Genomic DNA, 26078 nt, shown 5'->3' with positions numbered 1-26078 from the left:
TCTCGATCGTAACAAAATAAAAATTACACCTAATGAAATGATTAGTCAAGCCTCCTTAGGAGAATGTCTTTACATGAAATCCCTTCTTCTGGCATATAATAACTCAGGTCATCAGGAAGAGTTGAAGAAGGAGGCCAAATATGAAAAAACAAATCGCATCCATCATGGCAAGTGTCATTCTCATCATCAGTGCAGGGGTTATGACGCATAAAGAGGCGACTCAAGCGGAGTCACCGAAAGCGGCTGCAGTGGCTGGACAAGCTCAATCAAGTGATCGAGCGAAGGAAAACGGAATGGAGAAAATTGAGAAAGCCTATGACCTCATTTCGAATGAATATGTAGAGGAAGTGGATCGTCAAAAGCTGCTTGAAGGTGCCATACAAGGAATGCTTTCAACCTTAAATGATCCGTATTCAGTATACATGGACAAGCAAACCGCAAAGCAATTTTCGGATTCACTTGATTCCTCATTTGAAGGAATTGGGGCAGAAGTTGGAATGGATGAAGGAAAGATTATCATTGTCTCTGCCTTTAAAAAATCCCCTGCGGCAAAGGCGGGTCTGAAACCGAAAGATGAAATCATCAGCATTGACGGTGAGTCGATGAAAGAAAAAAGCCTAAACGATGCTGTACTGAAAATAAGAGGAAAAAAAGGAACGTCTGTCGCCTTGAAAATCAGACGAAATGGAATTGAAAAAGAGCTAACATTCCATATCAAACGAGAAGAAATTCCGCTTGAAACCGTAACGGCTTCAATGAAAGAGGTCAATGGTCATAAAACAGGCTATATTGCGATCTCTAGCTTCTCTGAAGATACGGCGAAGGATTTCACGGCAAGCTTGAATAAGCTCGAGAAAAAGGGCATGGAAGGCCTTGTGCTGGACGTGAGAGGAAATCCTGGCGGCTATCTACAAAGTGTGGAAGACATTTTGAAACATTTTATCACAAAGGATCAGCCATATATTCAAATTGCAGAACGGAATGGCGATCGAAAACGATATTTTTCAAAACGAAAAGAACAAAAACCATACCCGGTCAATGTCTTAATTGATAAAGGAAGTGCATCCGCTTCTGAAATTCTGGCTGGTGCCATGAAAGAAGCAGGGAAGTATGAAGTGGTAGGTGACGTTTCCTTTGGTAAAGGGACTGTGCAGCAGGCGGTACCAATGGGAGATGGAAGTAACATTAAATTAACGTTGTATAAGTGGCTGACACCGAAAGGGAATTGGATTCACAAAAAAGGCGTTGTGCCGACCATTGCGATTCATCAACCAGATTACTTCACCGTTGGCCCGCTCCAGCTGAAAGAACCGCTTCAGCTTGATATGAACAATGAAGAAGTCAGACAAGCACAGACATTGTTAAAAGGGTTGTCATTTGACCCTGGCAGAGTAGATGGATATTTTGACGAAGAAACGAAAAAGGCTGTACTCGCATTTCAAAGCACATACAATCTCGAAAAATCAGGTGTGATTGATTTAAAGACAGCGAAAATGATGAACAAGATGGTAGATGAAGTGAAATCTTATGAAAAGAATGATCTTCAGCTACAAACTGCACTAAAAGCACTATATCTCAAAAAATAAAGAGGCGAATAAATGCCTCTTTTTTTTGGTTCATAAGTGTTACGAACATGTAATAATTTATTCTTAAAAATATATTATATCGAGAAATATATTCATTTATTTTACAAAAAACATAACATTCCTTCGAATTTACCCGATAACATATTTATATAAGAGACTTTCTGTTGATTTAAACATGTCATGAAAATGAAACTTTTGAAAGTTGTATGTTACATAAATAATTCTTACAATAAAAAGTAGCACTCATTTTAAATATTTTATTTTTTGCGGATATTCAGCTTAAGCATTGAGCTGTACCGAGGTTTGCGCTTTTCTTAAAAGAACTAGTAAATGGGGGTACACAATTGAAAAGGGCAAGTATTGTGAGAGAGAAAAAATATTACGAGTTGGTAGAGGAGCTTAAGAGTCGTACGAAAGATGTGACGTTTTCGGCTACAAAGGCATTAAGTCTACTCATGCTGTTAAGCAGGTACTTGGTCAATTACACAACGGTAGAATCAGTCGACGAGATCGATGAAGACTGTGCTGAGATATACTTCAATTATTTAATGGATAATCATAAGAGACTTGGTATAAACTTAACCGACATCAAGAGGTCCATGCAGCTTCTCGGCGGCATACTAGATGTAGATGTAAATCACTATTTAAAAGATTTTTCACTGTCGAATGTCACACTTTGGATGAATCAGGAGAAATAAACCTGATGTCAAGCATCGATTTATTTGATAGAATAAGAGAAAATGCTTGACTTGGGCGGTGAACGATAATGAGCTCGGAGTGGATGGGAGCCGGATTAAAAGCGGTCGGTCTGTTTTTAATCCATCCTCTTTTTTATTTTATGATATTAATCAGCCTATTATATGGCTACATCCGCGTAAAGCGGGAGAGAAAAGCGTTTCAAACAAGAATAGAAGATGTTTACGATGAACTGAAATTTACATATTCAAAAGGATGGGTTCCAGGAATTTGTCTATCGATCATATCTGTAGGCTTAGGGATTTCCCTTCCGCCTGGATTCATCGTGCTGATTGCAGCGATGACCATCGTTTTCTCTTTATTCTTTAAGGCGAGTGCGCTTTCGTCTGCATACACACTCGGTTTCAGTTTTATTGCGGCATTTGGACTGATGTCTGTTCAAGTGAGCCATTCTTGGCTGCCGCAGCTTTCAATGATGAATGCATCAGCCGTTGTGATCCTGTTAGGGCTACTGTTAATGACCGAAGGCATCTTAGCCTATCGAACGGCGCATTTACGTACATCGCCTGCAATGGTGATGAGTGCGAGAGGACTTTTGATCGGCCAGCAGCGAGCAAACCGTCTGTGGCTTCTACCACTTGTTTTGCTGATGCCGGCAGGTGAATGGACTTCTTCTCTGCCATGGTGGCCTGTGCTTCAAGTGCACGATCAAAGCTTTTCATTTATTGTGATCCCGTACATCATCGGCTTTGGCCAGCGTATTCAAGGATCGCTGCCAATTGTGAGTATTCAAATTACGTCACGCCGAATAATGATGCTCGGTCTAGTTGTTGCTGCAGTAGGTGCGGCAAGTATTTGGTTTGAGCCGATTGCGTGGGGAGCTGTTGTTCTAGCGATTGCAGGAAGAGCCTTTTTATCATGGAAGCAGAGGGCGAATGACAACGCTGCACCATTCTTTTTCTCTAAGCGGAATCAAGGGCTTATGGTGCTTGGTATCATTCCGAATACCCCTGCGGCTGATTTAAAGCTTGAGATCGGAGAAATTATTACAAAGGTCAATGGAATCGAGATCAAAACCGTTTCAGAATTTTATGAAGCACTACAAACCAACCGTGCTCTGACAAAGCTCGAGATCATTGGTCTCAATGGTCAGACAAGGTTTGAGAAACGCGCCTCTTACGAAGGGGAGCATCACCAGCTTGGTATCTTGTTTGTGAAGGACGATCCTGAGCAAGAGCCAACGGCGATTTCATCTTAAAAAAGCTGCTAGAGATGGCAGCTTTTTTCTTTTGGGCGCGTTTCTTTCCCATAGGATTCGCCCCATTCACGCATGGCAAAGATAATGGGCTTTAACGTATTTCCAAGAGAAGTCAGTGAATACTCGACACGAGGAGGAACTTCCTCATAGACTTCACGGTGAACAATTCCGTCTTGTTCAAGTTCTCGTAATTGCAACGTCAAGACACGCTGCGAAATTCTTGGCAGAAGCCGGCGTATTTCGTTGTAACGCTTTGGACCGCAAGTCAAATGATAAAGGATGACGCCTTTCCATTTCCCTCCGATGACATTTGTAGTGATAGACACGGGACAGCCATGATTCACAATACTGACTGGATTGGATGGTGCACTCATCTCAACATTCCTTTCTTAAACGAAAATGGTCATAAACGAACATGTTTGTACCTAACGAACAAAAATGTGCGTACTTGAATCAATGGAAGCTTTTCTTTTACCATAGAGATAGACATCACACATTCGGGTTGTTTGTTTTCCTATCATAACAATTTCTATTAGGGAATGGAAAGAAATTGGATTGTGGGAACACACCTGTTCATTAGAAAGGATGAATAATATGCGAGACAAAGAGCTATTAAAAAAAGAAATCATTGAGGCGTATGAATTCCGTCATGCGACAAAAGAGTTTGACCCAGCGAAAAAGATTCCAGAGGATGATTTTGCATTTATTTTAGAAACAGGAAGACTTTCTCCAAGCTCTGTAGGGTTTGAGCCTTGGAAGTTCCTCGTTGTTCAAAATGAAGCATTCAGAGAAAAATTAAAAGAGTATACATGGGGGGCGCAAAAGCAGCTTCCAACTGCCAGCCATTTTGTGATCATCTTGGCAAGAACAGATGCCCGCTATGATTCAGCATATGCAGAATACATCAACAAGCAAATCAAAGGAATGACAGACGAAACGTTTGAAATGGTCAAGGGGCGCTACAGAGAATTCCAAGAGAACGATCTTCATCTACTAGAAAATGACCGTACATTATTTGATTGGGCTTCAAAACAAACGTATATTGCCTTAGGTAACATGATGACAGCTGCGGCACAGATCGGCATTGATTCATGCCCAGTTGAAGGATTTAGCTACGATCACATCCATCGTATCTTAGAAGAAGAAGGGTTACTGGAGGATGGTCAATACGACATCTCTGTCATGGCAGCCTTCGGTTATCGTGTCACTGAGCCAAAACGCGGCAAAACACGTCGCCCGATGGATGAAGTAGCTGTTTGGATTCGTTAATCGCTGTTTGTCTGAAAAAGGCTGTTGACAATTGCGTGGTTAGTCAGTATATTTAAAAAATAAAATCTTTGACGAATATACAAATTTGACTATAAACGCTTTGACTTGAGAATAGTAAATGAACATCCGTTTTTTAAGAGAGCTGCGGGTCGGTGCAACGCAGTAAAACGAATCATTGAACTCGCTCAAAGAGCGGTAAGACTGAATGAATAGTAAGTCTTTACGTGTGACCTCCGTTATCGGGTTTTAAGTTGGATTCAGCCATGGCTGAATCAATAAGAGTGGTAACGCGGTTGCAAGGTCAGTCGTCTCTTCCAGGAGATGGCTGGCCTTTTTATATGCTTTTATCTCATATTTGTCTGAAGATTCAAATTTAAAGGAGCTATAGAAAATGGAAAAGGAACATGTGCAGTTAAAACGAACAATGACATCAAGGCATATTATGATGCTTGCGCTTGGCGGTGCCATCGGTGCTGGTCTGTTTAAAGGAAGCAGTTCTGCCATTGATATTGCGGGTCCTGCTGTCATTTTGGCATACATGATTGGTGGTCTTATTTTATTATTTATTATGCAAGGACTTGCCGAAATGACCGTTGCACGACCTGGAGCAAGAACATTCCGTGACTTGATTGAACCTGTGTTAGGAAAGTATCCGGCCTATTTCTTAGACTGGATCTATTGGAAGATGTGGGTGCTGAATATTGCAGCAGAAGCGATTGTGTCGGCCATCTTTATTCAGTACTGGTTCCCACAAGTGCCAATCTGGATGCTTGTGTTAATCATTTCACTTGTAGTCACAATCATTAATGTTTGCTCAGTCAAAATGTTTGCTGAGACAGAGTATTGGTTGGCTTCTATTAAAATTGCTGTCATCATCTTATTTATTATCATTGGATTTACCATGCTATTTGTCTCATTTGGACAGCATGCAGCACCTGGATTGTCTAACTTAACGGATCACGGTGGATTTTTCCCAAATGGTACTGGCGGATTAATTGCAGCAATGCTGGTTGTCGTGTATTCGTATGGTGGGACGGAGATGATTGGGGTCACGTTAGCAGAAACAAAAAACCCTGAAAAAGTCATCCCAAAGGCCATTCAAAGTACGTTTGTACGCATCATCGGTTTTTATGTACTGCCGTTCTTTATCATTGTCAGCTTAATCCCTTGGAATCAAGTAAACAATGAGCAAGTAAGTCCATTTGTGACAGTGTTTGCAACAATCGGAGTACCGTATGCTAGTGACATCATGAATGGTATTATCTTACTAGCGATTTTGTCTTCTATGAACTCTGGCTTGTATGCTTCATCACGGGTGCTTTATACACAGGCAATGGATGGCCGTGTATGGAAAGGATTCTCCAAGCTGTCAAAACAGCAGGTGCCTGTTCGAGCCATCCTTGTATGTACATCTACCTTGTATGCAGCTGTATTGATTTCTCTTTTTGTAGGAAGTCAAACGTTTAATTACTTAATGGGCTCTTTAAGTTACACAGTTCTATTCATCTGGTTTATCATTGCCGTCGGTCATTTGAAATCTCGAAGCGTCGCACAGCCAGGCGGATATCGCGTGAAGCTGTATCCTTTCACAACGTGGTTTTCAGTTATTGCGATCATGGCCATTTTTGTCGGCGTTGTATTCAATACACCAATTGTTCAAACGCTGGTCACAATGGGCATTTATTTAATCATTACACTTTCTTTCTTTATTAACAGAAAACGGTTTGAAACAGCCGTCTAATTTATTAAAAAGCGTGCAGGACCTTCTGAAGGGTCTCGCACGCTTTTTTTAATGCTGTTTATATTGCTTAAAATGAACAGGGGATTGAACGGGATGTGGCTTTGCCTGAAGGCCATAGCTATCCCTGACGATATAAAGCGGCCGGTCCTTGGCTTCATCGTAGATTCGGCCGATATACTCCCCGATCATGCCTAACATAAAGAGGATGATCCCGCTAAAGAATAGCTGAATGACAATTAATGAACTCCAGCCGGTGATGGTGCTGTTTGTAAAAAGCTTTAAATATAAAACTAGAAACATCGAAATGAAGCCAATAGCTGAAAGGGTAATACCTGCCACGCTGGCTAGCTTTAAAGGTTTGTAAGAAAAAGATGTGATCCCATCCATCGAGAGCTTGAGCATCTTTTTGAGAGGGTACTTTGTTTCTCCTGCCAACCGCTCATCCCGAACATATTCTACCGCAATCTGTTTGAAGCCAACCCAGCTCACTAATCCGCGGACAAATGGATTTTTCTCGCGTATTTTTTTCATTTCATGACACACTTTACGATCCATCAATCTAAAGTCGCCGGTGTCGATAGGAATATCTACTTCGGTGATTTGACGTAGCACTCGGTAGAAAAGGGAAGCCGTGTACTTTTTGAAAGCTGTTTCGCCTTTTCGTTGCGTGCGGACCGCGTATACGACCTCATAGCCTTCCTTCCATTTTTCAATCATGTCTAAAATCAATTCAGGTGGATCTTGTAAATCCGCATCAATCACTACGACAGCTTCTCCCTTTGCATAATCCATTCCCGCTGTAATGGCAATTTGATGCCCAAAGTTACGAGAAAAATCAATGAGTCTCACATGCGGATCGGTCTGGCAGTACCCTTTAATCAGTTCAGCTGTTCGATCCATACTGCCGTCATTGACGAAGAGAAGCTCATATGCTTCTCCCGTCGAATCCATGACGGTCTTGAGGCGCTGATACGATTCATGGATCACAAGTTCTTCATTATACACTGGGACTACAACAGAGTATTGTATGTTCTTTTCCATCAGTCATCGTTCCTCCCTTTTAATAGATGAATTAATCAACGGATAGTTCATAAAGAGTACCGCTCTCCATTCCGCCCATTCGTCCATTTGACTGATCATTTTGTTTTGATGGTTGGCTGTCTGAGCTGTCTGTTTGCTGGTTCGTTTTGGATGTAGAGCTATTCTGCCATTTAGAAGCAGATACTTCTTTGCCATTTTTTTGAATCCAAGTGAGAATGTCAGAGCTGCCGCCTCTCATACCAGAAAGATAGAAGTATTTGATTTTGCCGTCTTTAACGAGCTGTTTGAATTCATTAAGCGTGAGAATGTTATCAGATCCACTAAATCCACCTAATGCCATAACAGCTTTTCCTGTTTTAATAATGTAAGGCGAAGCAGTGGTTGCATCTGTTGTCCCGAATAGGAATTCTTCTCCCGTATTGTTTTTCTCAAGATAGCTGATCAGCTTTTCATTGACTTGTGAACTCATGCTGCCACTTGAAGTTGCAAGCTGAGGGCCAGCCTCTGGCAGCATACTGTTTCCTCCGTAAAGAAGAGGTGTGCTTGCCCAGTATAGGGGTGCGATCAGCATCCCAAGGATGGCAATGAGAGACATGAATCGTTTTAGTTTTTCTTTCCCTTTTATCAAGAGTAGAGAAAGGATGGTTCCAACACCAATGATACCGACTGCAATGCTTAATCCAAGACCGATTGTGCTTGTAAATGTGGATAGGATAAAGATTTCAAATGCGGTTGTGACGAATATCGCAATTGGCAGTAGCCATTTTTTAAAGCCAGTTCCCGTTTGAAACAATTGAGTCATAGACACCCATCCGGCTCCTGCTAATACAGCAATTGGCGGTGCCAGCATGATTAAATAATAGTGATGGAAAAATCCTGCTACACTGAAAAATGCAGCAACAGGTATAAGCCAAGCTAACCAAAATAGTGTTTCTTTTTGTTTTGTATTGAGACGTCTTCTTTCAAAGGCTGTCGAGAAGAAGATACCAATCGCACCAAAGAGCGCAAATGGAAGCAGCCAGCTGATTTGATCGGACAGTTCAGATTGGAACAGACGTAATGGCCCTTTTGTTCCTGTTCCAAACATGCCAGAACCACTTCCCATTTTTCCGCCCCCACCATTTGGCGGTCCATCACCATTACCGCCTGAAGGCATATCAGGTGGTGTTGTGCCGTTTGCACTGCTTGGTGGTCCTTGCATTGAAGGCTGTTCCTGACTGGATGATTGGTTTGAACTGTCTGAGTTGTTTTGAGTTCCATTTGATGGCGGCTGAGGCATGGTGGATGAATTATTGTCATTTTGCTGATCACCCTGCTGTGAAGGTGGCTTTCCCTCACCCTGATTTGTGCCGCCTCCTCCGCCAGACTGTTGACCAGTCAACCGCTGAAGACCATTGTAACCAAAGGCTAATTCTAGTGCTGAGTTCGATTGACTTGATCCCATATAAGGACGATTGTCTTTGGAAGTGAGATCAACCGCTATAGACCATGAAGCAGATACACCTAAAAGAACAATCATTGAAATCATCAGCGATAACAACTTTTTCTTCCATGTCGTTCGATAGGCAATGATGTAAAACAGGACGAGAGCCGGTACAATCATATACGCTTGTAGCATTTTTGTATTAAAACCGACACCGATCATTGCAAAAGAAGCAATCGCCCAAAGCACTTTCTGCTGTTTCACAGCCTTGAACATCATGGCTGTTGCGAGTAAAAGAATAAAGACGAGTAAGCTGTCAATGTTATTTGTACGAGATACAGCAACTGCGATTGGTGTACACGCCATAATGAGCGCTGACAGTCTTGCAGCAGCCTGGCCAAATGTAGGTTTGACTAGGCGGTAGATTAAATAAACAGATCCAATGCCAGCTAAAGCTTGGGGTAAGATCACACTCCAGCCATGCAGGCCGAAAATTTTGGCACTGATCGTTTGCAGCCAGAAGGCGAGCGGTGGTTTATCAACCGTGACATAACCTGAGGGATCGAACGAAGCAAAGAAGAAATTATGCCAGCTTTGCATCATACTTGTGACCGCCGCTGTATAATAAGCGTTCACCGTATCGTCGTTCCAAATGTTATAAATGTTTAAAATGGCAGATAAAATCAATATGAAAAATAAATAAAGATCAAATTTCTGAAAGCGTCTAATCAAAAGCTTGTCACTCCTTTTTCTTAACTTGAAAAAAGTGTAACAAGCAAATATGAATAAATTGTTAATAAAAAAAGGCCAATTCTTTATTTTTCTGTTGAATAAAAACAGCTCTAGAAAAGAGCTGTTTTGTTTAAGATGTCATCTTATTTTATGAGGAGACAGGCGGAGTTTCAGTGCTCTCTGCACTTGGTAATTGTATAATAGCGGTCGTACCTAGGCCTTGTTCAGATTGAAGAACGAACGTGCCACGATGTTTTTTTATAATTTGATAAACAATGGCTAGTCCAAGACCAGAGCCGCCATCTTTTCTTGTGCGGGCTTTATTTACTCGGTAAAAACGCTCAGAAACATGAGGGAGATCTCCTTTTGGAATTCCGCTGCCTTCATCTGTAATTCTCAATTCAGCAGTTTGTTGGTGAACGAATAATTCAATCGAAATCGATTTTCCTGAAGGCGTGTAATGGATGGCATTGTCCAATAAATTACGAACGACTTGCTCAAGTCGATCGCTATCACCATAAATAATACAATCCTCTTCAAGTTCTCGGTTGAACGAGATTCTCTTTTGACTAGCAATGAATGTCATTTGATCAAGAACATCATGAATAAGCTGCGCAAAGACGATCGGCTCCATCGTTAGTGGGTAAGATTCCCCCTCTAACTGTGCGAGATCAAGAAGGTCATGTACGAGCCGGCTTAATCTTGTGGATTCGTCTTGAATAATCTGCATGCCTTTCTTTTGATCAATAATGCCTTCTTCAATTCCTTCAGCATAGCCTTTCATATAACTTAAAGGCGTTCTCAGTTCGTGGGAGACATTGGCAAGGAACTCTCTGCGATGCTGTTCAACTTTTTCTAAGGTAGAGGACAGTTTATTAAAGGAACGGCTCAGCTGATTTAACTCATCCCCTTTTTTGGTCACAGCCATGCGTTTTGAAAAATCACCAGATTCCATTTCCATTGCAATTTCTTTCATTTGATTGATCGTCCTTACGACTTTATTAGAACTTTTATATCCAATAAAGAAAATCAAAAGCAGGATAATTAAAATAGAGATGCCAAGCGTTAATCGAATTTGAACAAACGGTTCATACACATCAGATAAAGGCATAGAGAGGAAAATGGTTCCTGATAAATCATTTTTGTTTGAGAACACAGGGATGGCAATCCCGAGAATATCTTGATGAAACTGGGGGTGTTCTCTAATTAACACAACTGTTTTCCCCTGAAGAAGCTTTTGGCGTTCTTTAAACGTAATGAGGTTATCGTTTGTATTCGTATCAAAAGGAATACCGCTTGAAAGCTCCATAGGATCATCAGTAAAAATAACACTTGCCTGACTTGAGTCATTTGCCCACTTCATTCTGTCAGTAAAATATGTGTCTTTCCCGTGTTTGTGATAGATTTCTGCCAGTTTCTTTCCTTGTAAACTTAAAGAGTCAATCTGTTTATCTATATATAAGTGCTGGTATAAGTAATAAGTCAGGGCAAGAGCTGAGGCAGCAACGATGCCTATAACGGAAAGGATTAAGAAAAGCACTTTCCTTTTAATAGATAATGGCTTCATTTGTCCTCCTCAAACTTATAGCCGACACCCCAAACGGTCTTAATATACCGTTCCGCTTCCTTTAATTTCAGTCTTAGTGTTTTAATATGTGTATCGACTGTTCTTAAAGAGCCACTAGGTGAGTGTGATTCCCACAATTTTTGATAGAGCTGTTCACGGGAAAAGACTTGGCCTTGATTGAGCAGAAGAAACATAAGTAAATCAAATTCTCTTCTTGTTAAATTGATGGGCTTTTGCTTGAGATAGACTTGTCTGCCATCTTGATCGATCTCCAAGTCACCAATCATGATTCGACTGCGCTTTAAAGAAAGACCTCTAATTCGTCTTAATGTCGTTTCAATTCTAGCTGCAAGCTCACGTAGACTAAAAGGCTTCATGATATAGTCGTCTGCTCCAATTTCCAGCCCCTTAATGCGATCCTCTTCATAACTTCTAGCTGTTAAAAATAAAATGGGGATTTGGGAGGTTTGCCTGATGCGCTGGCAGACTTCGAATCCATCCATATCTGGCATCATAATATCCAATACAACAAGGTCAATGGCCTCTTTTTCAAGCTGATGTAAGGCGCCCGTGCCATTATTTGCAGTTATCACGTTAAAGCCTTGTCTCTGCAAAAAGGATCCGATTAACTCAAGCATATCTAATTCATCATCTACTATTAAAATATTCATCTGTTCTTTCATTTCTTTTCCTCCAACATGATAGCATAAGGTCCTGCTGGGATGTTTAGTCGGTTCTTCAACATAAATGTATGTTTGTCGATGACGGATACTGAATTGTCATCTAAGTTACTGACATATATAGATGAGGAATCAGCAGTGATATAATTCGGATTTTGACCGGTCTCAACAGAGGAAAGCAGTTTGTTTTTCTCGGTATTTACTTTATATAGTGTATGGTCTCCATGACATAATACATATAAAGTAGAAGAGTTTTTTTCTGAAAAAAATGCGACTGGCATAACACCTAGTTTGATTTCTCGCTGTTTCTTACCTGTTTTAGGGTCGTAAGCAAAAATGCTCTTATTTAATGTGCCCGGTTTACCGTGTCCTCCAACCCAAATGGAATGCCCATCAAAATGAATGCCAGATGGCCGTTCTAGAACGGAAATCGTTCGTATCTTTTTTTTCTTTTCAATATCAATGACTGAAACAGAATGACTTTTTGCATTTAAAACAAACAACGTTCCAGAAGAAGACAACGCCATAGAAGAGGGTAATGTCCCGGTCTTCACAGTTGCTTTTATTTTCTTGTGCACTGTATCGATAAAATAAACGACATTTTTCTCTGAATCGGTCACAAGTAAAGTGTTGGTATCCGCATCATACGCAAGTGAAGTCAGACCTTTATTCACATCCATATAGTCCGCTGCTGTTCCTTTTTTTAAATTGATTTCTATAAGAGATTGTCCTTCCTTACTTGATGCAATGATCACGTCTTTGTTGATGTGAACAAGATCAGTGAGAGGATGTTTTAAATCAACGGAAGAGACAATTTTATTTTTTTGTAAATCAACGATTGAAAAGGAGGCTTTTTTTAGTTGAGAAATGACAGCAATTGATTGAGAGCTGCCAGGGGGCGTAAATTGCTGGTCTTTTCCGCAGCCTGCTAGGAAAAATAGTAGAGCTGACAAGCATATTAAAAAATATTTCACTCGTTTCATCCTTCTGCTCCTTTTGTGCTCTATTTTCAAAAAGCATAACACAAAAATTGTGAAAAAAAATCGAAGTTATGAATGCTGGAAGAAATGAAAAGAAGTTTTTAGGTGGGGAAGTAGAGGTAAATGAAAGCTGAAATTTCTTTTTCGTTTATTCATATGACATTTTTTCATGAGTAAAAGATCATTTTCACAGTTTGATCATTGTATCCATAATCGGTTACAGTAACAAATAATCATAGCTCCCCCGCCCTAAATAGAGCGAAGGGAGTCATTAAGCAGAGTGTTCAGATGAATGAGAAGTGGGTTTCGTTTTTAGACGATGAGAGAGGAGGAAACCAAGAATACCTGCGCCCATTAATATGATAAATAAAGATTGAAAACCACTTAATATACCAATTAAAGTAGATGAAATGATACTTCCGAAATATCTAAAGGTAGAAAAAATCCCAGATGCAGAGCCGGATAAACTCTGATCAACAGATGTTAAAGAAGCCATCTGCATGCTAGTCATGCCAATACCTGATGAGATCCCCCCAGCGACTAATGTGATGATAAGGAGTGGTAAATTTGGGTAGCTGCTTAGTGTGATCAGCATAACACCTGATAAAGTAAGACAGAGAAATGAAAATCGAATCATTTTTTTGGCGCCTTTTATTGGATGGAGCTTTGCCCCGAGTAATCCACTAATAGACATACAGAGTGAAAAGATCGAAAGGAAAATCCCGCTTTGTGTATGAGAAAGCGCGAGTTTTTGCTCCATAAACAGCGGCATAATGAGAAGAATCGCGTACATCACAAAATTACTAAGCATGATAGAAAGGTTAGCGTTCGTAAAGGTACTGTTTTTAAATAATGTCAAATCAATGATGGGATTTGTAACTTTCCGTACGTGTTTGAAAAATAAAGGAATGGAAATGACCGCTAGAACGCCATAGATCATGTATTCGTTTAATAATTGGCTTTTAGTAAACAAAATGAGTGTGGCGATCCCGATTGTTAAGTATAACGAACCGATGATATCTACATTGGCTTGTAAACGCGTATGTTTCATCTTCGGAATCATAAAAACGCCTGTCACAAGTGTGAGAATCAAAAATGGTATATTCACTAGGAAAATGGAATGCCAGTCAAAGCTCTGAATGAGAATAGAGCCGATAAAAGGTCCAAGTGCGGCACCAATTCCCGCTCCAAAACCGAAAAAACCCATAGTTTTAGAAAGTTTTTCATGTGATACTGTTGCTCGAATTAAAGCAATGCTGTTCGGTGTTAATATAGCTCCGCCTGCCGCTTGAATTGATCGGAAGCTAATAAGAAAAGCAAGATTAGGTGCGAAAGCACATCCAATGGAGCCAATCAAAAAGAGTATCACACCAGCTAAATACATGCTGCGGTGGCCGTATATATCTCCCAGCTTACCCGCAATAGGTTGAGTGACTGCCATGACAATTAGATAAATCGTGACCACCCAAGTAATGTTTGATATGGATTGCTCGTAATAAGTTGATATGGATGATAGAGCGACTGCGATCATGGTTGAATTGACTGGAACTAAAATAGCTCCAAGCAGCAAAGAATAAATGATCAAGTTCTCTTTTTTAAGATTCAATGTGTTTACCACCTTTGTAAAAAAGAAGAATTTCACCCAGTTAAGTGGGGGAAATTCCTCTCATGAAAATGTGTGTGCATGTCTCAATAAAGTCTTCTTTTTGTGTTAAAACAAGCTGAATGTCTTGCTCTAGCTGTTGAATGAAAAAGCCAAAATACGTGCTAATAAATATATCTGCATAGATGTCTTCTTTTCCTTCTAATACACGATGCTGAGCACTCATTTTTTTGAAATAATGAATCAGCATATCTCTCAATTCTTGAGGATAAATTTTTTCATGGTCTGTTAAATCTTTAAACATAGCGGGTTCTCTCATGCTGATATAGATAAATTCTTTTTTTGAAGTCAAATCTTCAAGGAAATAGCTACCGAGAAATTTTAAATCGGTGTATAAATCGTCTTTAAATTCAGCTTCAAGGGTTTTGGTCGGTGTTGATTTCATTTTCATAATGGCAGCAATCACGCCGCGTTTGTTTTTAAAGTTACGAAAAATTGTCGCTTCACTTACATTCGCTTTTGTCGCAATTTCTTTTGTCGTTGTTTTTTGATAGCCCTTTTCAGACAATAATTCCATTGTTGCGCGAATGATCCGCTGATTTGTTGATTTTAACAAGCATACTCACCTCAGGTTATGAATGTGTTTGCAACAAAGTAAGTATACCGATAAAATCTGTGACCGCCAATATGATCCAAACAGTGACGACTATGCCCGTGAATGCTGATTTAATAACTGGATACGCCCATTGGCTCCATCTACTGTCACGAGGTCACCAGATTTTAGTTTTTCAGTTGCGATCCGTGTACCTAAGACAGCAGGTATCATATATTCTCTAGCGATAATAGCGGAATGGGACAAAATGCCGCCAGAATCGGTGATGACTGCTTTTGCGTCTCTAAATAAGCTGGTCCATAAAGGTGTCGTTGTTTTACAAACTAAAATGTCATCTTTTTCAAATTGTGAAAATTCATCAGCAGATGTAATGACTCTGACTCTTCCGGAAGTAATGCCGCTAGATGCACCAATTCCATAGATTGCATCGTCTGTGTTGTTTTCATTTTCCCTTAGCGAACCGAGCATTCTTTCTACTTGCTGCAATTCAGCTTCAGAAGGGGTTCCTGTATAAGCTGGTGGTTGGATGGATTCATTTTCCTTCATTTCAATTTTTCTTTGCTGAATGATCGAATCGTATGTGGTCGAAGTTGTGAGCGCATTGAGTACTTCATCATCGTAAAGATACCAAAGGTCTTCTTGATGAGGGATCGCTCCTTTTTGAACAAGAAGTTCACCAATTTTTAAGAGATAGAGTCTCGCTTTTGCATCTAACATGGCATCAATGTAAAAGTGATGATCATCTCGAATATTGGCTGCATGGAGTGCAAAATGATAAAGTTCCTCAAATTTTGTTTTAAACGCTTCATCTGTCACTTGACTGATAAACTCTTCATACGTTTCTTGCCTTTTGATCACGGCTTGTGCAAATTCTTCATCAAAATCAGATTGATACCGAATGTTGTTTCTAATGATGTCCAAGACAAATTCAGGATTTTCCACCCATGTTTCCTCTGTAAAATCATGGCTTTTAACAGACCGCCAACCATAGACTTGGAGAAAAGCTTCTACGTCAGAAATGAAGATTTTTCCTTTATCTGTGTGATTGAGGGCAAATAATAGTTCAGCATTCGTTGAATGATGTTTAAATGCCTGAAGAAGCTCGGAATCTTGAAGAACGTCTTTTGCCAAGTGAGATAGCTTTTGATCTGTTTCAAGAGACTTGTTCATCACACCTATCATCATTTCATGCAGCAGGACGACTTGTGTTTGATCGCCAGTATATGAGACAAGCATGTCTTCAATGATCGCTGATAGAATGACTTGAGGTATGACAATGTCAAAATGGTCGTCATACGCTCTTAGATAAATCTCTTTTAATTCTTGAAAACCAATAATGGCTTCATCAATTGTTAGCGGTTGAGTGATTTGCCGATCAAGTTTTTCGTATAATGGGAACAAGTTTTGTTTTAAAATGCGATACATTCTTTCGCTTAAACGAGGAAACATTTCGAATAGGCTCTCGTCAAAAACTGGTTCCTCTGACGCTTCTGGCATAGACGGTGAAGAATACAAATGGCCTCTATAAAGCTTGATATCTTTAATATTAAGGTCTGGTACTTGATACTTCTCTCCGTTTTTCTTCATCCCGTTTTTTAAAGCAGGTATGATCAAACTTGAAAAAAGAGGACTTGTGGGTCCAGGCATATGATCGTCCATTGAGATCCAGAAGTCTTGCAGCTCTTCAGGTTTCATTTGAAAGGCTGCACCTGAGGAGCCATTTGCTGTATTGGAAAAAGAAGCAGTAATCGGTCTTGCTTGAAGTAAATAAAAAGTACCATCTGACATGCCGAATTCGATATCTACTCCATGTCCATAAAGTTCTTCTACTTGTTTTGTCATTTTCGTGATTTGGATCAATTGATCATCTCGAAGACAAAATTGGCCAGCCATCTCCTCACCTACGGGTTGTTCAACGACGCCCTCTTGACAGGGGACAATTTGCACTTCTTTTGTTCCTAGTGTTTTTTCAATAGAGTACGTTTCTTTGTTTACAATAAATGTATCTGGTGTCACAAGGCCGGAGACGATGGCTTCTCCTAGTCCATAGCTTGCAGTCATCATGACTTCGTTTGTTTTTCCTGATACAGGATTCTCACTAAAGATGACACCAGAGATGTCAGAATGGATCAATCCTTGTACAACAACAGCCATGAGCGGCATCTCTTCCTCGTTCTCAATCATTTCTTCCTTATATTCTGTGACTCTTGCTGCGAAGTAAGACGACCAACATTCTTTGACGGCTTGCAAGAATTCTTCATTTGTTTTGATATTTAAATAGGTCTCGTATTGACCTGCAAAGGAGGCGCCTTCAAGATCTTCCGAAACAGAAGAGGATCGCACTGCAACGGACGGATATGTTTTCAACAATGATTGAAAGGATGAAAGTAATTCTGTCTCCATTTGTGAAGGAAACGAAGCTTCTGTGATTTTTCGGGCAAGATTTTGATCAGTTGGATGGAAATTGTGATATGAAAGAAAGCTTGCAAAGCTGTTCGTTTTAATAATAAATCCATCTGGAACTGGCAGTCCGTGATTGTTTAATTTAATTAAATTCACGCCTTTTGCCCCTGCGAGTGATGCGGATTCTTCAGCCGCATGAAATAATACTGAATACATGGGAATGCCCCCTTATCCAAATAGCCAATGGTTTCATTTGTCTCTTTTTGTTTTTTAAAATGATAGTGCGCACTATCATTTTCATCATAGAATTTATTGGATGTAACTGTCAAAGACGTAAAGACCTATCTTTAGAAAGGGGACGTTTTCACTAATTTTCCTCCTCATCTATATCAAAAGTCTTCAACTGAGAAGAAAAAAGCTGAAATTGAAAACTGTGAATTGTTCATTATGCCAATCTTTACTATAATCAAGGGAGTAGACCATGTAGAGGGAGGGTTTTTGTGATTACAAAAGCCATATTTGCACTTGTTTTTCCTTTCTTGCTCGTTATTTTATTTTCAAAGGTTACTTATAATCATTACGTTGGCATTGCATTAACAGCAGCGCTTTTATTTGCTTCGTATATGAAAGGCTATACAGAAACCTACTTTATCGTAGGATTAGATATTATTTCTTTAGTGGCCGGGGCATTGTTTATGGCCAAGAAAGAAGTCGAAAAAAGAGAGAAGGCTGAAAAACATCATTGATGTGATCCCTCTTGATGAAAAGAAAATGTTTTTGATTGCAGGAGCTGTGCTTACGATTCTAGTGAGTGCAGCTTTCTTTTTTGTGGTTTTTCTGCTGATCGAATATCTCGCTCCAAAATGTTCCATACTGAAAGGAAGGTTTCTTTAGAGGGTTATGAGCCACGGCAGAGAGGGTATGGTTGTATTGGAAATAAAAATCAAGTCAGACACGAACTTTAGTTCGTATTTTTGTGTTCTTTTATGATAATATATTCATTAGATAGATTTCGTAACGAAACGGAGGCTTTGATGTGAGTGACCGCTTTGAATTAGTTTCTAACTATCAGCCCCAAGGAGATCAGCCAAAAGCCATTGAAAAGCTTGTGGAGGGCATCCATCAGGGGAAACAGCATCAAACGCTGTTAGGTGCTACAGGTACGGGAAAGACCTTTACTGTATCCAACCTGATCAAAGAAGTGAACAAACCAACACTTGTCATTGCGCATAACAAGACACTTGCCGGACAATTATACAGCGAGTTTAAGGAATTCTTTCCGAATAATGCTGTTGAATATTTTGTGAGTTATTATGATTATTACCAGCCTGAGGCGTATGTGCCTCAAACTGATACATTTATTGAAAAGGATGCCAGCATTAATGATGAGATCGATAAGCTAAGGCACTCCGCCACATCCTCATTATTTGAGCGGAGAGATGTCATCATCATTGCCAGTGTGTCCTGTATTTATGGCTTAGGTTCTCCTGAAGAATACAGAGAGCTTGTGCTGTCTTTACGAACTGAAATGGAAATTGAACGCAATCAGCTGCTGCGTAAGCTTGTGGATATTCAGTATTCTCGTAATGATATAGATTTTCAGCGCGGAACCTTCAGAGTTCGAGGAGACGTCGTTGAAATTTTTCCTGCTTCACGAGATGAGCATTGTATCAGAGTGGAGTTTTTCGGTGATGAAATTGAACGTATTCGTGAAGTAGATGCTCTCACTGGAGAAATTCTCGGTGATCGTGACCACGTTGCTATTTTCCCAGCATCTCACTTCGTCACAAGAGAAGAAAAGATGGAAAAAGCGATTATTAATATTGAAAAAGAGCTTGAGGAACAGTTGGAAAAGCTTCGTGAAAACGGAAAACTACTTGAAGCACAGCGTCTTGAGCAGCGGACAAGGTATGACCTTGAGATGATGAGAGAGATGGGCTTTTGTTCAGGGATTGAGAACTACTCAAGACATCTCACCTTACGTCCGCCCGGTTCAACACCTTACACATTGCTTGATTATTTTCCGGATGATTTTATGATTGTTGTCGATGAGTCACACGTGACCATCCCGCAAATTCGCGCCATGTACAATGGGGACCAGGCAAGAAAACAAGTGCTTGTTGATCACGGATTCCGTCTGCCGTCAGCACTTGATAATAGACCACTCACATTTGATGAGTTTGAAAAGCACATTAACCATATTGTGCATGTATCCGCAACACCTGGCCCATACGAGCTTGAGAAAACGCCAGAGGTTGTGGAACAAATTATTCGTCCAACTGGTTTGCTTGATCCAATCATTGAAGTCCGTCCGATTGAAGGACAAATCGATGACTTAATTGGGGAAATTCATGCAAGGGTTGAGAAAAATGAGCGTGTACTTGTGACGACTTTAACGAAGAAAATGTCTGAGGATCTGACAGATTATCTGAAAGAAATCGGAATCAAGGTCAATTATCTGCACTCAGAAATTAAGACACTAGAGCGGATTGAGATTATTCGTGATTTACGTCTCGGAAAATATGATGTGCTTGTTGGGATCAACCTTCTTCGAGAAGGTTTGGATATTCCAGAGGTGTCGCTCGTGGCGATTTTAGATGCGGATAAAGAAGGCTTTTTACGTTCAGAAAGATCCCTCATCCAGACGATTGGCCGTGCTGCAAGAAATGCAGAAGGCCGGGTTATTATGTATGCAGACAATATGACGAAATCAATGGACATTGCCATACAAGAAACAAAGCGGAGACGTGAGCAGCAAGAAGCGTATAATGAGAAATTTGGTATCACTCCGCAAACGATCCATAAGAAGATTCGAGATGTGATCAAGGCAACAAAAGTACATGAGGATTCAGAAGAATACGAAACAAAAGCAGCACCAAAGTTGTCAAAAATGAGCAAAAAAGAACGAGAAAAAGTGATCGAAAACATCGAGATGGAAATGAAAGATGCAGCAAAAGCGCTTGATTTTGAAAAAGCAGCAGAATTAAGAGATCTATTGCTAGAGCTAAAAGCGGAAGGATGAATGCCAGATGGCTATGGAACGAATAGAGGTGAAAGGGGCAAGAGCCCACAACCTTAAAAATATTGATGTCAATATCCCGCGCGATCAGCTAGTGGTCATTACGGGTTTATCTGGTTCGGGAAAATCGTCGCTTGCCTTCGATACCATTTATGCAGAAGGTCAGCGCAGGTATGTTGAATCACTGTCAGCCTATGCACGTCAATTTCTCGGTCAAATGGACAAACCAGATGTAGATGCGATTGAAGGGCTTTCTCCAGCGATTAGTATTGACCAGAAAACGACAAGCAGGAACCCTCGATCAACCGTTGGGACTGTTACAGAAATTTATGATTACTTGCGTCTATTATATGCTCGAGTCGGAAAACCGATTTGTCCTATTCATGGGATCGAAATTACATCACAGACGATTGAGCAAATGACAGACCGTATTTTAGAGTATCCAGAACGAACGAAACTACAAGTGCTTGCGCCGATCGTATCTGGACGTAAGGGAACACACGTGAAAGTACTTGATCAAATTCGGAAGCAGGGCTACGTTCGAGTCAGAGTTGATGGCGAGATGGAGGACCTGTCAGAAGAGATTGAGCTTGAAAAGAATAAAAAGCATTCCATTGAAGTGGTGATTGATCGAATTGTCGTGAAAGAAGGCGTGGCTGCACGGTTGTCTGATTCTCTTGAAACGGCACTCCGACTTGGTGAAGGTCGTGTGATGATTGATGTGATTGGACAAGAGGAGCTGTTATTTAGTGAGCATCATGCTTGTCCGCACTGCGGATTCTCTATTGGGGAACTTGAGCCGAGAATGTTCTCGTTTAATAGCCCTTTCGGTGCCTGCTCAGGCTGTGATGGGCTTGGTTCTAAACTAGAAGTAGATCCAGAGCTTGTGATTCCGAATAAGGATTTGACTTTACGTCAGCATGCCATTGCCCCATGGGAGCCTCAAAGCTCACAATATTACCCGCAGCTTCTTGAGGCGGTATGTACACACTATGGAATTGACATGGATATTCCAGTAAAAGATATTCCGGCGCATTTATTTGATAAAATTTTATATGGCAGCGGCTCTGAGCTGATTTATTTTAAATATGAAAATGATTTTGGCCAGGTCCGTGAAAATGAAATCGAGTTTGAAGGTGTGCTTCGTAACATTGAACGGCGTTACAAGGAAACGAGCTCCGATTATATTCGGGAGCAGATGGAAAAATATATGGCCAATCAGCCATGTCCGACCTGTAAAGGATATCGCCTGAAAAAAGAAACACTTGCGGTTCTCATCAATGGCAAACATATCGGAGAAATGACCGATTTGTCTGTATCTGATGCCCTTGATTTCTATGAGAAAATTGAGTTGTCTGAGAAAGATTTGCAGATTGCCCAGCTCATTTTACGTGAAATCAAAGAGCGCTTATCCTTCTTAAATAATGTCGGATTAGATTATTTGACATTAAGCCGGTCTGCTGGCACATTATCAGGCGGGGAGGCGCAGCGGATTCGTTTGGCGACACAAATTGGATCAAGACTGACAGGCGTTCTTTATATTTTAGATGAACCATCGATTGGTCTACACCAACGGGATAATGACCGGTTGATTGGGACATTGAAAAACATGCGTGATATCGGAAACACACTGATTGTCGTAGAACATGATGAAGATACGATGCTTGCCGCTGATTATCTCATTGATATTGGACCAGGTGCAGGGGTTCATGGAGGAGAAGTGATTTCAGCTGGAACGCCAGAAGAAGTCATGAAGGACCCAAAATCGTTGACTGGACAATATTTATCTGGTGAGAAATTCATCCCGCTTCCGATTGAAAGACGAAAGCCTGACGGCCGCTTCATTGAAATTAAAGGGGCAAAAGAAAACAACCTTAAAAACGTGAATGCGAAGTTTCCTTTAGGTGTCTTTACCGCTGTGACGGGTGTGTCAGGATCAGGGAAAAGTACACTTGTGAATGAAATTTTATTGAAATCCCTTGCCCAAAAACTGCACAGAGCAAAAGCGAAGCCAGGACAGCACAAAGAAATCAAAGGAATGGATCACTTAGACAAAGTCATTGATATTGATCAATCTCCAATTGGACGTACACCAAGATCCAATCCTGCTACGTATACAGGTGTATTTGATGACGTGCGGGATGTGTTTGCGCAAACCAATGAAGCGAAGGTACGAGGCTATAAAAAAGGGCGATTCAGCTTTAACGTGAAAGGTGGACGCTGCGAAGCATGTCGTGGAGATGGCATTATTAAAATTGAAATGCACTTTTTACCTGATGTATATGTGCCTTGTGAAGTGTGTCACGGGAAACGTTATAACCGCGAGACGTTAGAGGTCACGTATAAAGGGAAAAATATTTCCGATGTGCTTGAAATGACGGTAGAGGACGCACTTCAATTTTTCGAGAATATCCCGAAAATTAAGCGGAAGCTGCAAACGATCTTTGATGTTGGATTAGGATACATTACACTTGGGCAGCCTGCCACGACATTGTCTGGTGGAGAGGCGCAGCGTGTGAAATTGGCATCTGAGCTTCACCGCCGTTCAAACGGAAGATCCTTGTATATTTTAGACGAACCGACAACGGGTCTTCATGTGGATGATATTGCTAGGTTGTTAAAAGTGCTCCAGCGCTTGGTCGAAAACGGGGATACGGTATTGGTCATTGAGCACAACCTTGATATTATTAAGGCAGCCGATTACCTTGTTGATCTAGGACCAGAAGGCGGTGCTGGTGGAGGAACGATTATTGCTTCAGGAACACCTGAACACATTGCTAAAGAAGAAGCTTCTTACACCGGTCGATACTTAAAACCGATTTTAGAGCGTGATCGTGAGCGAATGAAACAGTTAGTCAAAGAAACAGAAAGTGTGACATCCTCATAAAGAAAAACCCCTCCGAAAGAGGGGTTTTCCTTTTATTGCACATCTTCCTTTGGCATTAAGTTACTGAGGTGCGTTAAATCCTTTAAAATATGAGTGCTGCTACTATCGAGCAGTACTTTTAAATAACGGATATCACCATACTTCGGATGAGACGGATGAATGGCCTCTAGCTCCTTGATCATATCGCTGTTCATGCTTTTCTGTTTCTGTATAAGGTCTAAAAGCGTTTGTGCCGTGTGGTTAGCATTATGATGATCTGTCAAAATAATTACCCCCTATAATGATAATCACCATCTTTTCAACATATTTTAAAGGGTAATCCATGAAGAATCTACACTTAGGTGCAAAAAGAAATAATTTGTGTCTAAGGTCATATGTAAATCGAATGAGTTTGAAACTTTTTATACGCCATAAACGTATGAGTTAGAAAGGAATTTTCATCATGAAGGAGCGAATATATATGAACAGAGATCAGTCGATCATTGCATCTATTTGTTATTTTAGTGTATTTTTCATGCCGTTTATTGTACCGATCGTGGCATATTTTGTAGTGGATCAAAAGGAAACGAAACGGCATTCGCTGCGTGCATTGTGGTCACATGTTTTGCCAGTCGCAGCGTGTGTGCTGCTGGTTTTTGGAGCTATCCCCTTTTTATTGACGACACAGGCAAGCGACTCACTCGTTCCAGTGTTCACCGTACTTATCTTGTCCTTTTTAGTCGCCATTGGCTTTTTGATCTCTGTCATTTGGAATATCATTCAAGGTATTAAAGTGCTTCAATCCATCAAATCGTAGGAGGGCTTTGTATGAATGAAAAAGAACGCATTTTAAAATTAGTAGAAGACGGGACATTATCTGCAAAAGAAGCGATTACGCTGCTTGAAAAACTAGAAGAAAATCAGTCCATTTCACTAGAAAAACCAACGGCTGATCATACCTTTCATGAAGAAAAAGCTGGCACAGAGAATAAAGGAACTGGTACTGAAAACCTCGGTGCAAAGCTGTTTGGATGGTTAGATTCGGCGGTGAAAAAGGTCAAAGATGTAGATCTTGATTTGAACTTTGGACAGTCCGTCGACGTTGAACACATTTTTCAATTCAAAGACGCGGCACTGTCTCATTTAGATATTCAATTGGCAAACGGCAGTCTCAATTTGATGCCTTGGGATGATGGGGATGTTCGGGCAGAGTGTCATGCGAAAATTTACCGTGCAGAGGATGGAGAGCAGGCAAGACAGCAATTTCTTCAACATCTGGATTGCGGGCTTGAAGGGGACAAATTTTTTATCCGAACTGAAAAGAAGACCATGAAGGTCAATGTCACCCTGTATGTACCACGTATCCAATACGATAAAATCAAAGTCAAACTGTTTAATGGACCGATTCGCGGGGAAAAGCTAAAGACAAAAGAACTGGCTGCAAAAACAACAAATGGCGTCGTCTCTTTTGCCTCTTTACAAGCAGAAAAAGTCGGAATTGAAACAGCAAATGGACAAATCAAACTGGCTGATCACGAGTGTGGTATGATTGAAGTAGAAACCATTAATGGGCTCATTGACCTGCGCGGGAAAAGTGAATCAATTGATGCACAGAGCTTCAATGGGAACATTGCTGTTCAGCTGTCAGATGAGAAATGCCGTTCGATCTATGCAAAAACGACAACAGGCAGTGTGGACGTTCAGATTCCGCGTGCTTGTGCAGTGACTGCGGAGCTGAAAAGCAATCTCGGATCGATCTCTCATGAGCTGCTTGATGCAAATATGATTAAAGAGAAAAATGAAACGCTGCAAAAAGAGAAAATGATCAAAGCCAATCAACAGGCGGAGCACAATATATCCATTTTTGCAGAAACAAAAACAGGCTCAATCCAAGTAAAGCACCAATCAGACAAGGAGTGATTCTACATGAAGAAGCTTTATCGTTCAGCGACAGATAAAAAAATAGCGGGTGTTGTCGGTGGACTTGCTGAATACTTAAGTGTCGATGCATCCCTGCTTCGTATTTTAACGGTGATCATCGGATTTATGACAGCATTTATGCCGATCTTCTTGATCTACTTCATCTGGTATTTTGTTGTTCCGGAAGAAGGCACTAACTAAATGCTTAGATGGATCGTTAGTATTTTCGTCAATGCATTACTTTTAATCGTCATTGCTGGATATTTTGATTCAGGCATTCTGCCAGGCCTTGGTAGTGTGTATATTGAAGGCTTTGGCGCAGCGATTGTAGCAAGTATTATTTTGTCCTTGCTCAATATTTTAGTGAAGCCGTTTTTGATCATTTTAACGCTGCCAGTGACAGTACTTTCACTAGGATTGTTCCTCTTTGTCATTAATGCCATCACACTGATGATGACCTCAAGCTTTATGGGAGATAGTTTTAACATTGATGGGTTTGGAACGGCCATTTGGATGGCTGTCATTTTATCCATTTTCCATCTGCTCATACAAAAAGGAATCGTGGAACCGTTAGCGAAAAAAAGCTAACGGTTTTTTTGTGTGAATTTATATCGTTTCCCCGTTCCATCTGTCATAAAAACCGTCTTCAGGAGACACAATATCCGAAGGGAGGCGGTGCAC

The 26078-nt window shown here is 40.6% G+C and carries 22 protein-coding genes and 1 other annotated feature; of the genes, 12 read left to right on the top strand and 10 right to left on the bottom strand.

Annotation, left to right across the window (positions count from 1 at the left end; all coding sequences use genetic code 11):
• The first annotated feature begins 140 nt into the window (after positions 1 to 140).
• From MHI58_RS16925 to MHI58_RS16915, 3 genes are all read left to right on the top strand, one after another.
• The gene (locus MHI58_RS16925; RefSeq protein WP_041091482.1) at positions 141 to 1586 is read left to right on the top strand and encodes a S41 family peptidase; all 1446 of its coding nucleotides are present in this window, start codon (positions 141 to 143) and stop codon (positions 1584 to 1586) included.
• Positions 1587 to 1930: 344 nt separating this feature from the next.
• The gene (locus MHI58_RS16920) at positions 1931 to 2284 is read left to right on the top strand and encodes a swarming motility protein SwrAA (protein WP_007500014.1); all 354 of its coding nucleotides are present in this window, start codon (positions 1931 to 1933) and stop codon (positions 2282 to 2284) included.
• A gap of 83 nt (positions 2285 to 2367) precedes the next feature.
• Entirely contained in the window at positions 2368 to 3540 is a 1173-nt protein-coding gene (locus MHI58_RS16915; RefSeq protein ID WP_082055543.1) for a PDZ domain-containing protein, read from the top strand.
• 8 nt (positions 3541 to 3548) lie between these two features.
• Here MHI58_RS16915 and MHI58_RS16910 read toward each other — a convergent pair whose 3' ends face one another.
• Positions 3549 to 3914, bottom strand: coding sequence for a helix-turn-helix domain-containing protein (locus tag MHI58_RS16910; protein WP_045033986.1), 366 nt, complete (start codon positions 3912 to 3914; stop codon positions 3549 to 3551).
• Positions 3915 to 4134: 220 nt separating this feature from the next.
• Between MHI58_RS16910 and MHI58_RS16905 the strand changes: the two genes are divergently transcribed.
• Together MHI58_RS16905 and MHI58_RS16900 are read left to right on the top strand one after the other, a co-directional pair.
• Complete coding sequence (locus MHI58_RS16905; protein WP_045033987.1) at positions 4135 to 4809, top strand: NAD(P)H-dependent oxidoreductase; 675 nt, start codon at positions 4135 to 4137, stop codon at positions 4807 to 4809.
• A gap of 91 nt (positions 4810 to 4900) precedes the next feature.
• Positions 4901 to 5125: a binding site (T-box leader), on the top strand.
• 75 nt (positions 5126 to 5200) lie between these two features.
• Entirely contained in the window at positions 5201 to 6550 is a 1350-nt protein-coding gene (locus MHI58_RS16900; protein WP_008348215.1) for an amino acid permease, read from the top strand.
• A 48-nt stretch (positions 6551 to 6598) separates the two neighbouring features.
• Here the strand turns inward: MHI58_RS16900 and MHI58_RS16895 are convergent, their stop codons facing one another.
• The 8 genes from MHI58_RS16895 to MHI58_RS16860 form a co-directional block, all read right to left on the bottom strand.
• Positions 6599 to 7591, bottom strand: a complete 993-nt coding sequence (locus tag MHI58_RS16895) for a glycosyltransferase family 2 protein (RefSeq protein WP_045033988.1) — start codon at positions 7589 to 7591, stop codon at positions 6599 to 6601.
• 31 nt (positions 7592 to 7622) lie between these two features.
• The gene (locus tag MHI58_RS16890; protein ID WP_045033989.1) at positions 7623 to 9746 is read right to left on the bottom strand and encodes a glycosyltransferase family 39 protein; all 2124 of its coding nucleotides are present in this window, start codon (positions 9744 to 9746) and stop codon (positions 7623 to 7625) included.
• A gap of 148 nt (positions 9747 to 9894) precedes the next feature.
• Complete coding sequence (locus MHI58_RS16885; RefSeq protein WP_024719908.1) at positions 9895 to 11313, bottom strand: ATP-binding protein; 1419 nt, start codon at positions 11311 to 11313, stop codon at positions 9895 to 9897.
• Positions 11310 to 11996, bottom strand: coding sequence for a response regulator transcription factor (locus tag MHI58_RS16880; protein WP_045033990.1), 687 nt, complete (start codon positions 11994 to 11996; stop codon positions 11310 to 11312). Before MHI58_RS16880 ends, MHI58_RS16885 begins: the two co-directional genes overlap by 4 nt.
• Positions 11993 to 12976, bottom strand: coding sequence for a YncE family protein (locus tag MHI58_RS16875; RefSeq protein ID WP_045033991.1), 984 nt, complete (start codon positions 12974 to 12976; stop codon positions 11993 to 11995). The genes MHI58_RS16880 and MHI58_RS16875 overlap by 4 nt, the downstream gene beginning before the upstream one ends.
• Positions 12977 to 13244: 268 nt before the next feature.
• Positions 13245 to 14579, bottom strand: a complete 1335-nt coding sequence (locus MHI58_RS16870) for an MFS transporter (RefSeq protein ID WP_041507827.1) — start codon at positions 14577 to 14579, stop codon at positions 13245 to 13247.
• Between the two features lie 40 nt (positions 14580 to 14619).
• Positions 14620 to 15192 (bottom strand): TetR/AcrR family transcriptional regulator, encoded by a 573-nt coding sequence (locus MHI58_RS16865; protein WP_008348201.1) that lies wholly within the window; start codon positions 15190 to 15192, stop codon positions 14620 to 14622.
• A 90-nt stretch (positions 15193 to 15282) separates the two neighbouring features.
• Positions 15283 to 17808, bottom strand: coding sequence for a PEP/pyruvate-binding domain-containing protein (locus MHI58_RS16860; protein ID WP_041507825.1), 2526 nt, complete (start codon positions 17806 to 17808; stop codon positions 15283 to 15285).
• A gap of 284 nt (positions 17809 to 18092) precedes the next feature.
• Between MHI58_RS16860 and MHI58_RS16855 the strand changes: the two genes are divergently transcribed.
• The 3 genes from MHI58_RS16855 (at position 18093) to uvrA (ending at position 23498) form a co-directional block, all read left to right on the top strand.
• Positions 18093 to 18338 (top strand): CsbA family protein, encoded by a 246-nt coding sequence (locus tag MHI58_RS16855; protein ID WP_008348197.1) that lies wholly within the window; start codon positions 18093 to 18095, stop codon positions 18336 to 18338.
• Positions 18339 to 18628: 290 nt separating this feature from the next.
• Complete coding sequence (gene uvrB, locus MHI58_RS16850) at positions 18629 to 20614, top strand: excinuclease ABC subunit UvrB (protein ID WP_025208044.1); 1986 nt, start codon at positions 18629 to 18631, stop codon at positions 20612 to 20614.
• Positions 20615 to 20621: 7 nt separating this feature from the next.
• Positions 20622 to 23498 carry an excinuclease ABC subunit UvrA gene (gene uvrA / locus MHI58_RS16845; protein ID WP_045033993.1) on the top strand — a complete coding sequence of 959 codons (2877 nt, stop codon included), beginning with the start codon at positions 20622 to 20624 and terminating at the stop codon, positions 23496 to 23498.
• A 32-nt stretch (positions 23499 to 23530) separates the two neighbouring features.
• On the opposite strand, the gene MHI58_RS16840 is transcribed toward uvrA, so the two are convergent.
• Positions 23531 to 23761 carry a hypothetical protein gene (locus MHI58_RS16840; protein WP_008348188.1) on the bottom strand — a complete coding sequence of 77 codons (231 nt, stop codon included), beginning with the start codon at positions 23759 to 23761 and terminating at the stop codon, positions 23531 to 23533.
• A gap of 197 nt (positions 23762 to 23958) precedes the next feature.
• Between MHI58_RS16840 and MHI58_RS16835 the strand changes: the two genes are divergently transcribed.
• Genes MHI58_RS16835 through MHI58_RS16820 form a run of 4 tightly spaced genes read left to right on the top strand, consistent with a single transcriptional unit; the run spans position 23959 to position 25985 of the window.
• Positions 23959 to 24294, top strand: a complete 336-nt coding sequence (locus MHI58_RS16835) for a hypothetical protein (protein ID WP_008348186.1) — start codon at positions 23959 to 23961, stop codon at positions 24292 to 24294.
• Between the two features lie 11 nt (positions 24295 to 24305).
• Positions 24306 to 25397, top strand: coding sequence for a DUF4097 domain-containing protein (locus MHI58_RS16830; RefSeq protein WP_039169067.1), 1092 nt, complete (start codon positions 24306 to 24308; stop codon positions 25395 to 25397).
• A gap of 6 nt (positions 25398 to 25403) precedes the next feature.
• Positions 25404 to 25598, top strand: coding sequence for a PspC domain-containing protein (locus MHI58_RS16825; RefSeq protein ID WP_008348183.1), 195 nt, complete (start codon positions 25404 to 25406; stop codon positions 25596 to 25598).
• Entirely contained in the window at positions 25599 to 25985 is a 387-nt protein-coding gene (locus MHI58_RS16820; RefSeq protein ID WP_007500042.1) for a phage holin family protein, read from the top strand.
• Positions 25986 to 26078: the final 93 nt, after the last annotated feature.

This window comes from Bacillus sp. FSL K6-2869, assembly GCF_040869405.1.
Classification (GTDB): Bacteria; Bacillota; Bacilli; order Bacillales; family Bacillaceae; genus Bacillus; species Bacillus altitudinis.
This window is presented reverse-complemented; position numbering and strand designations above follow the sequence as displayed.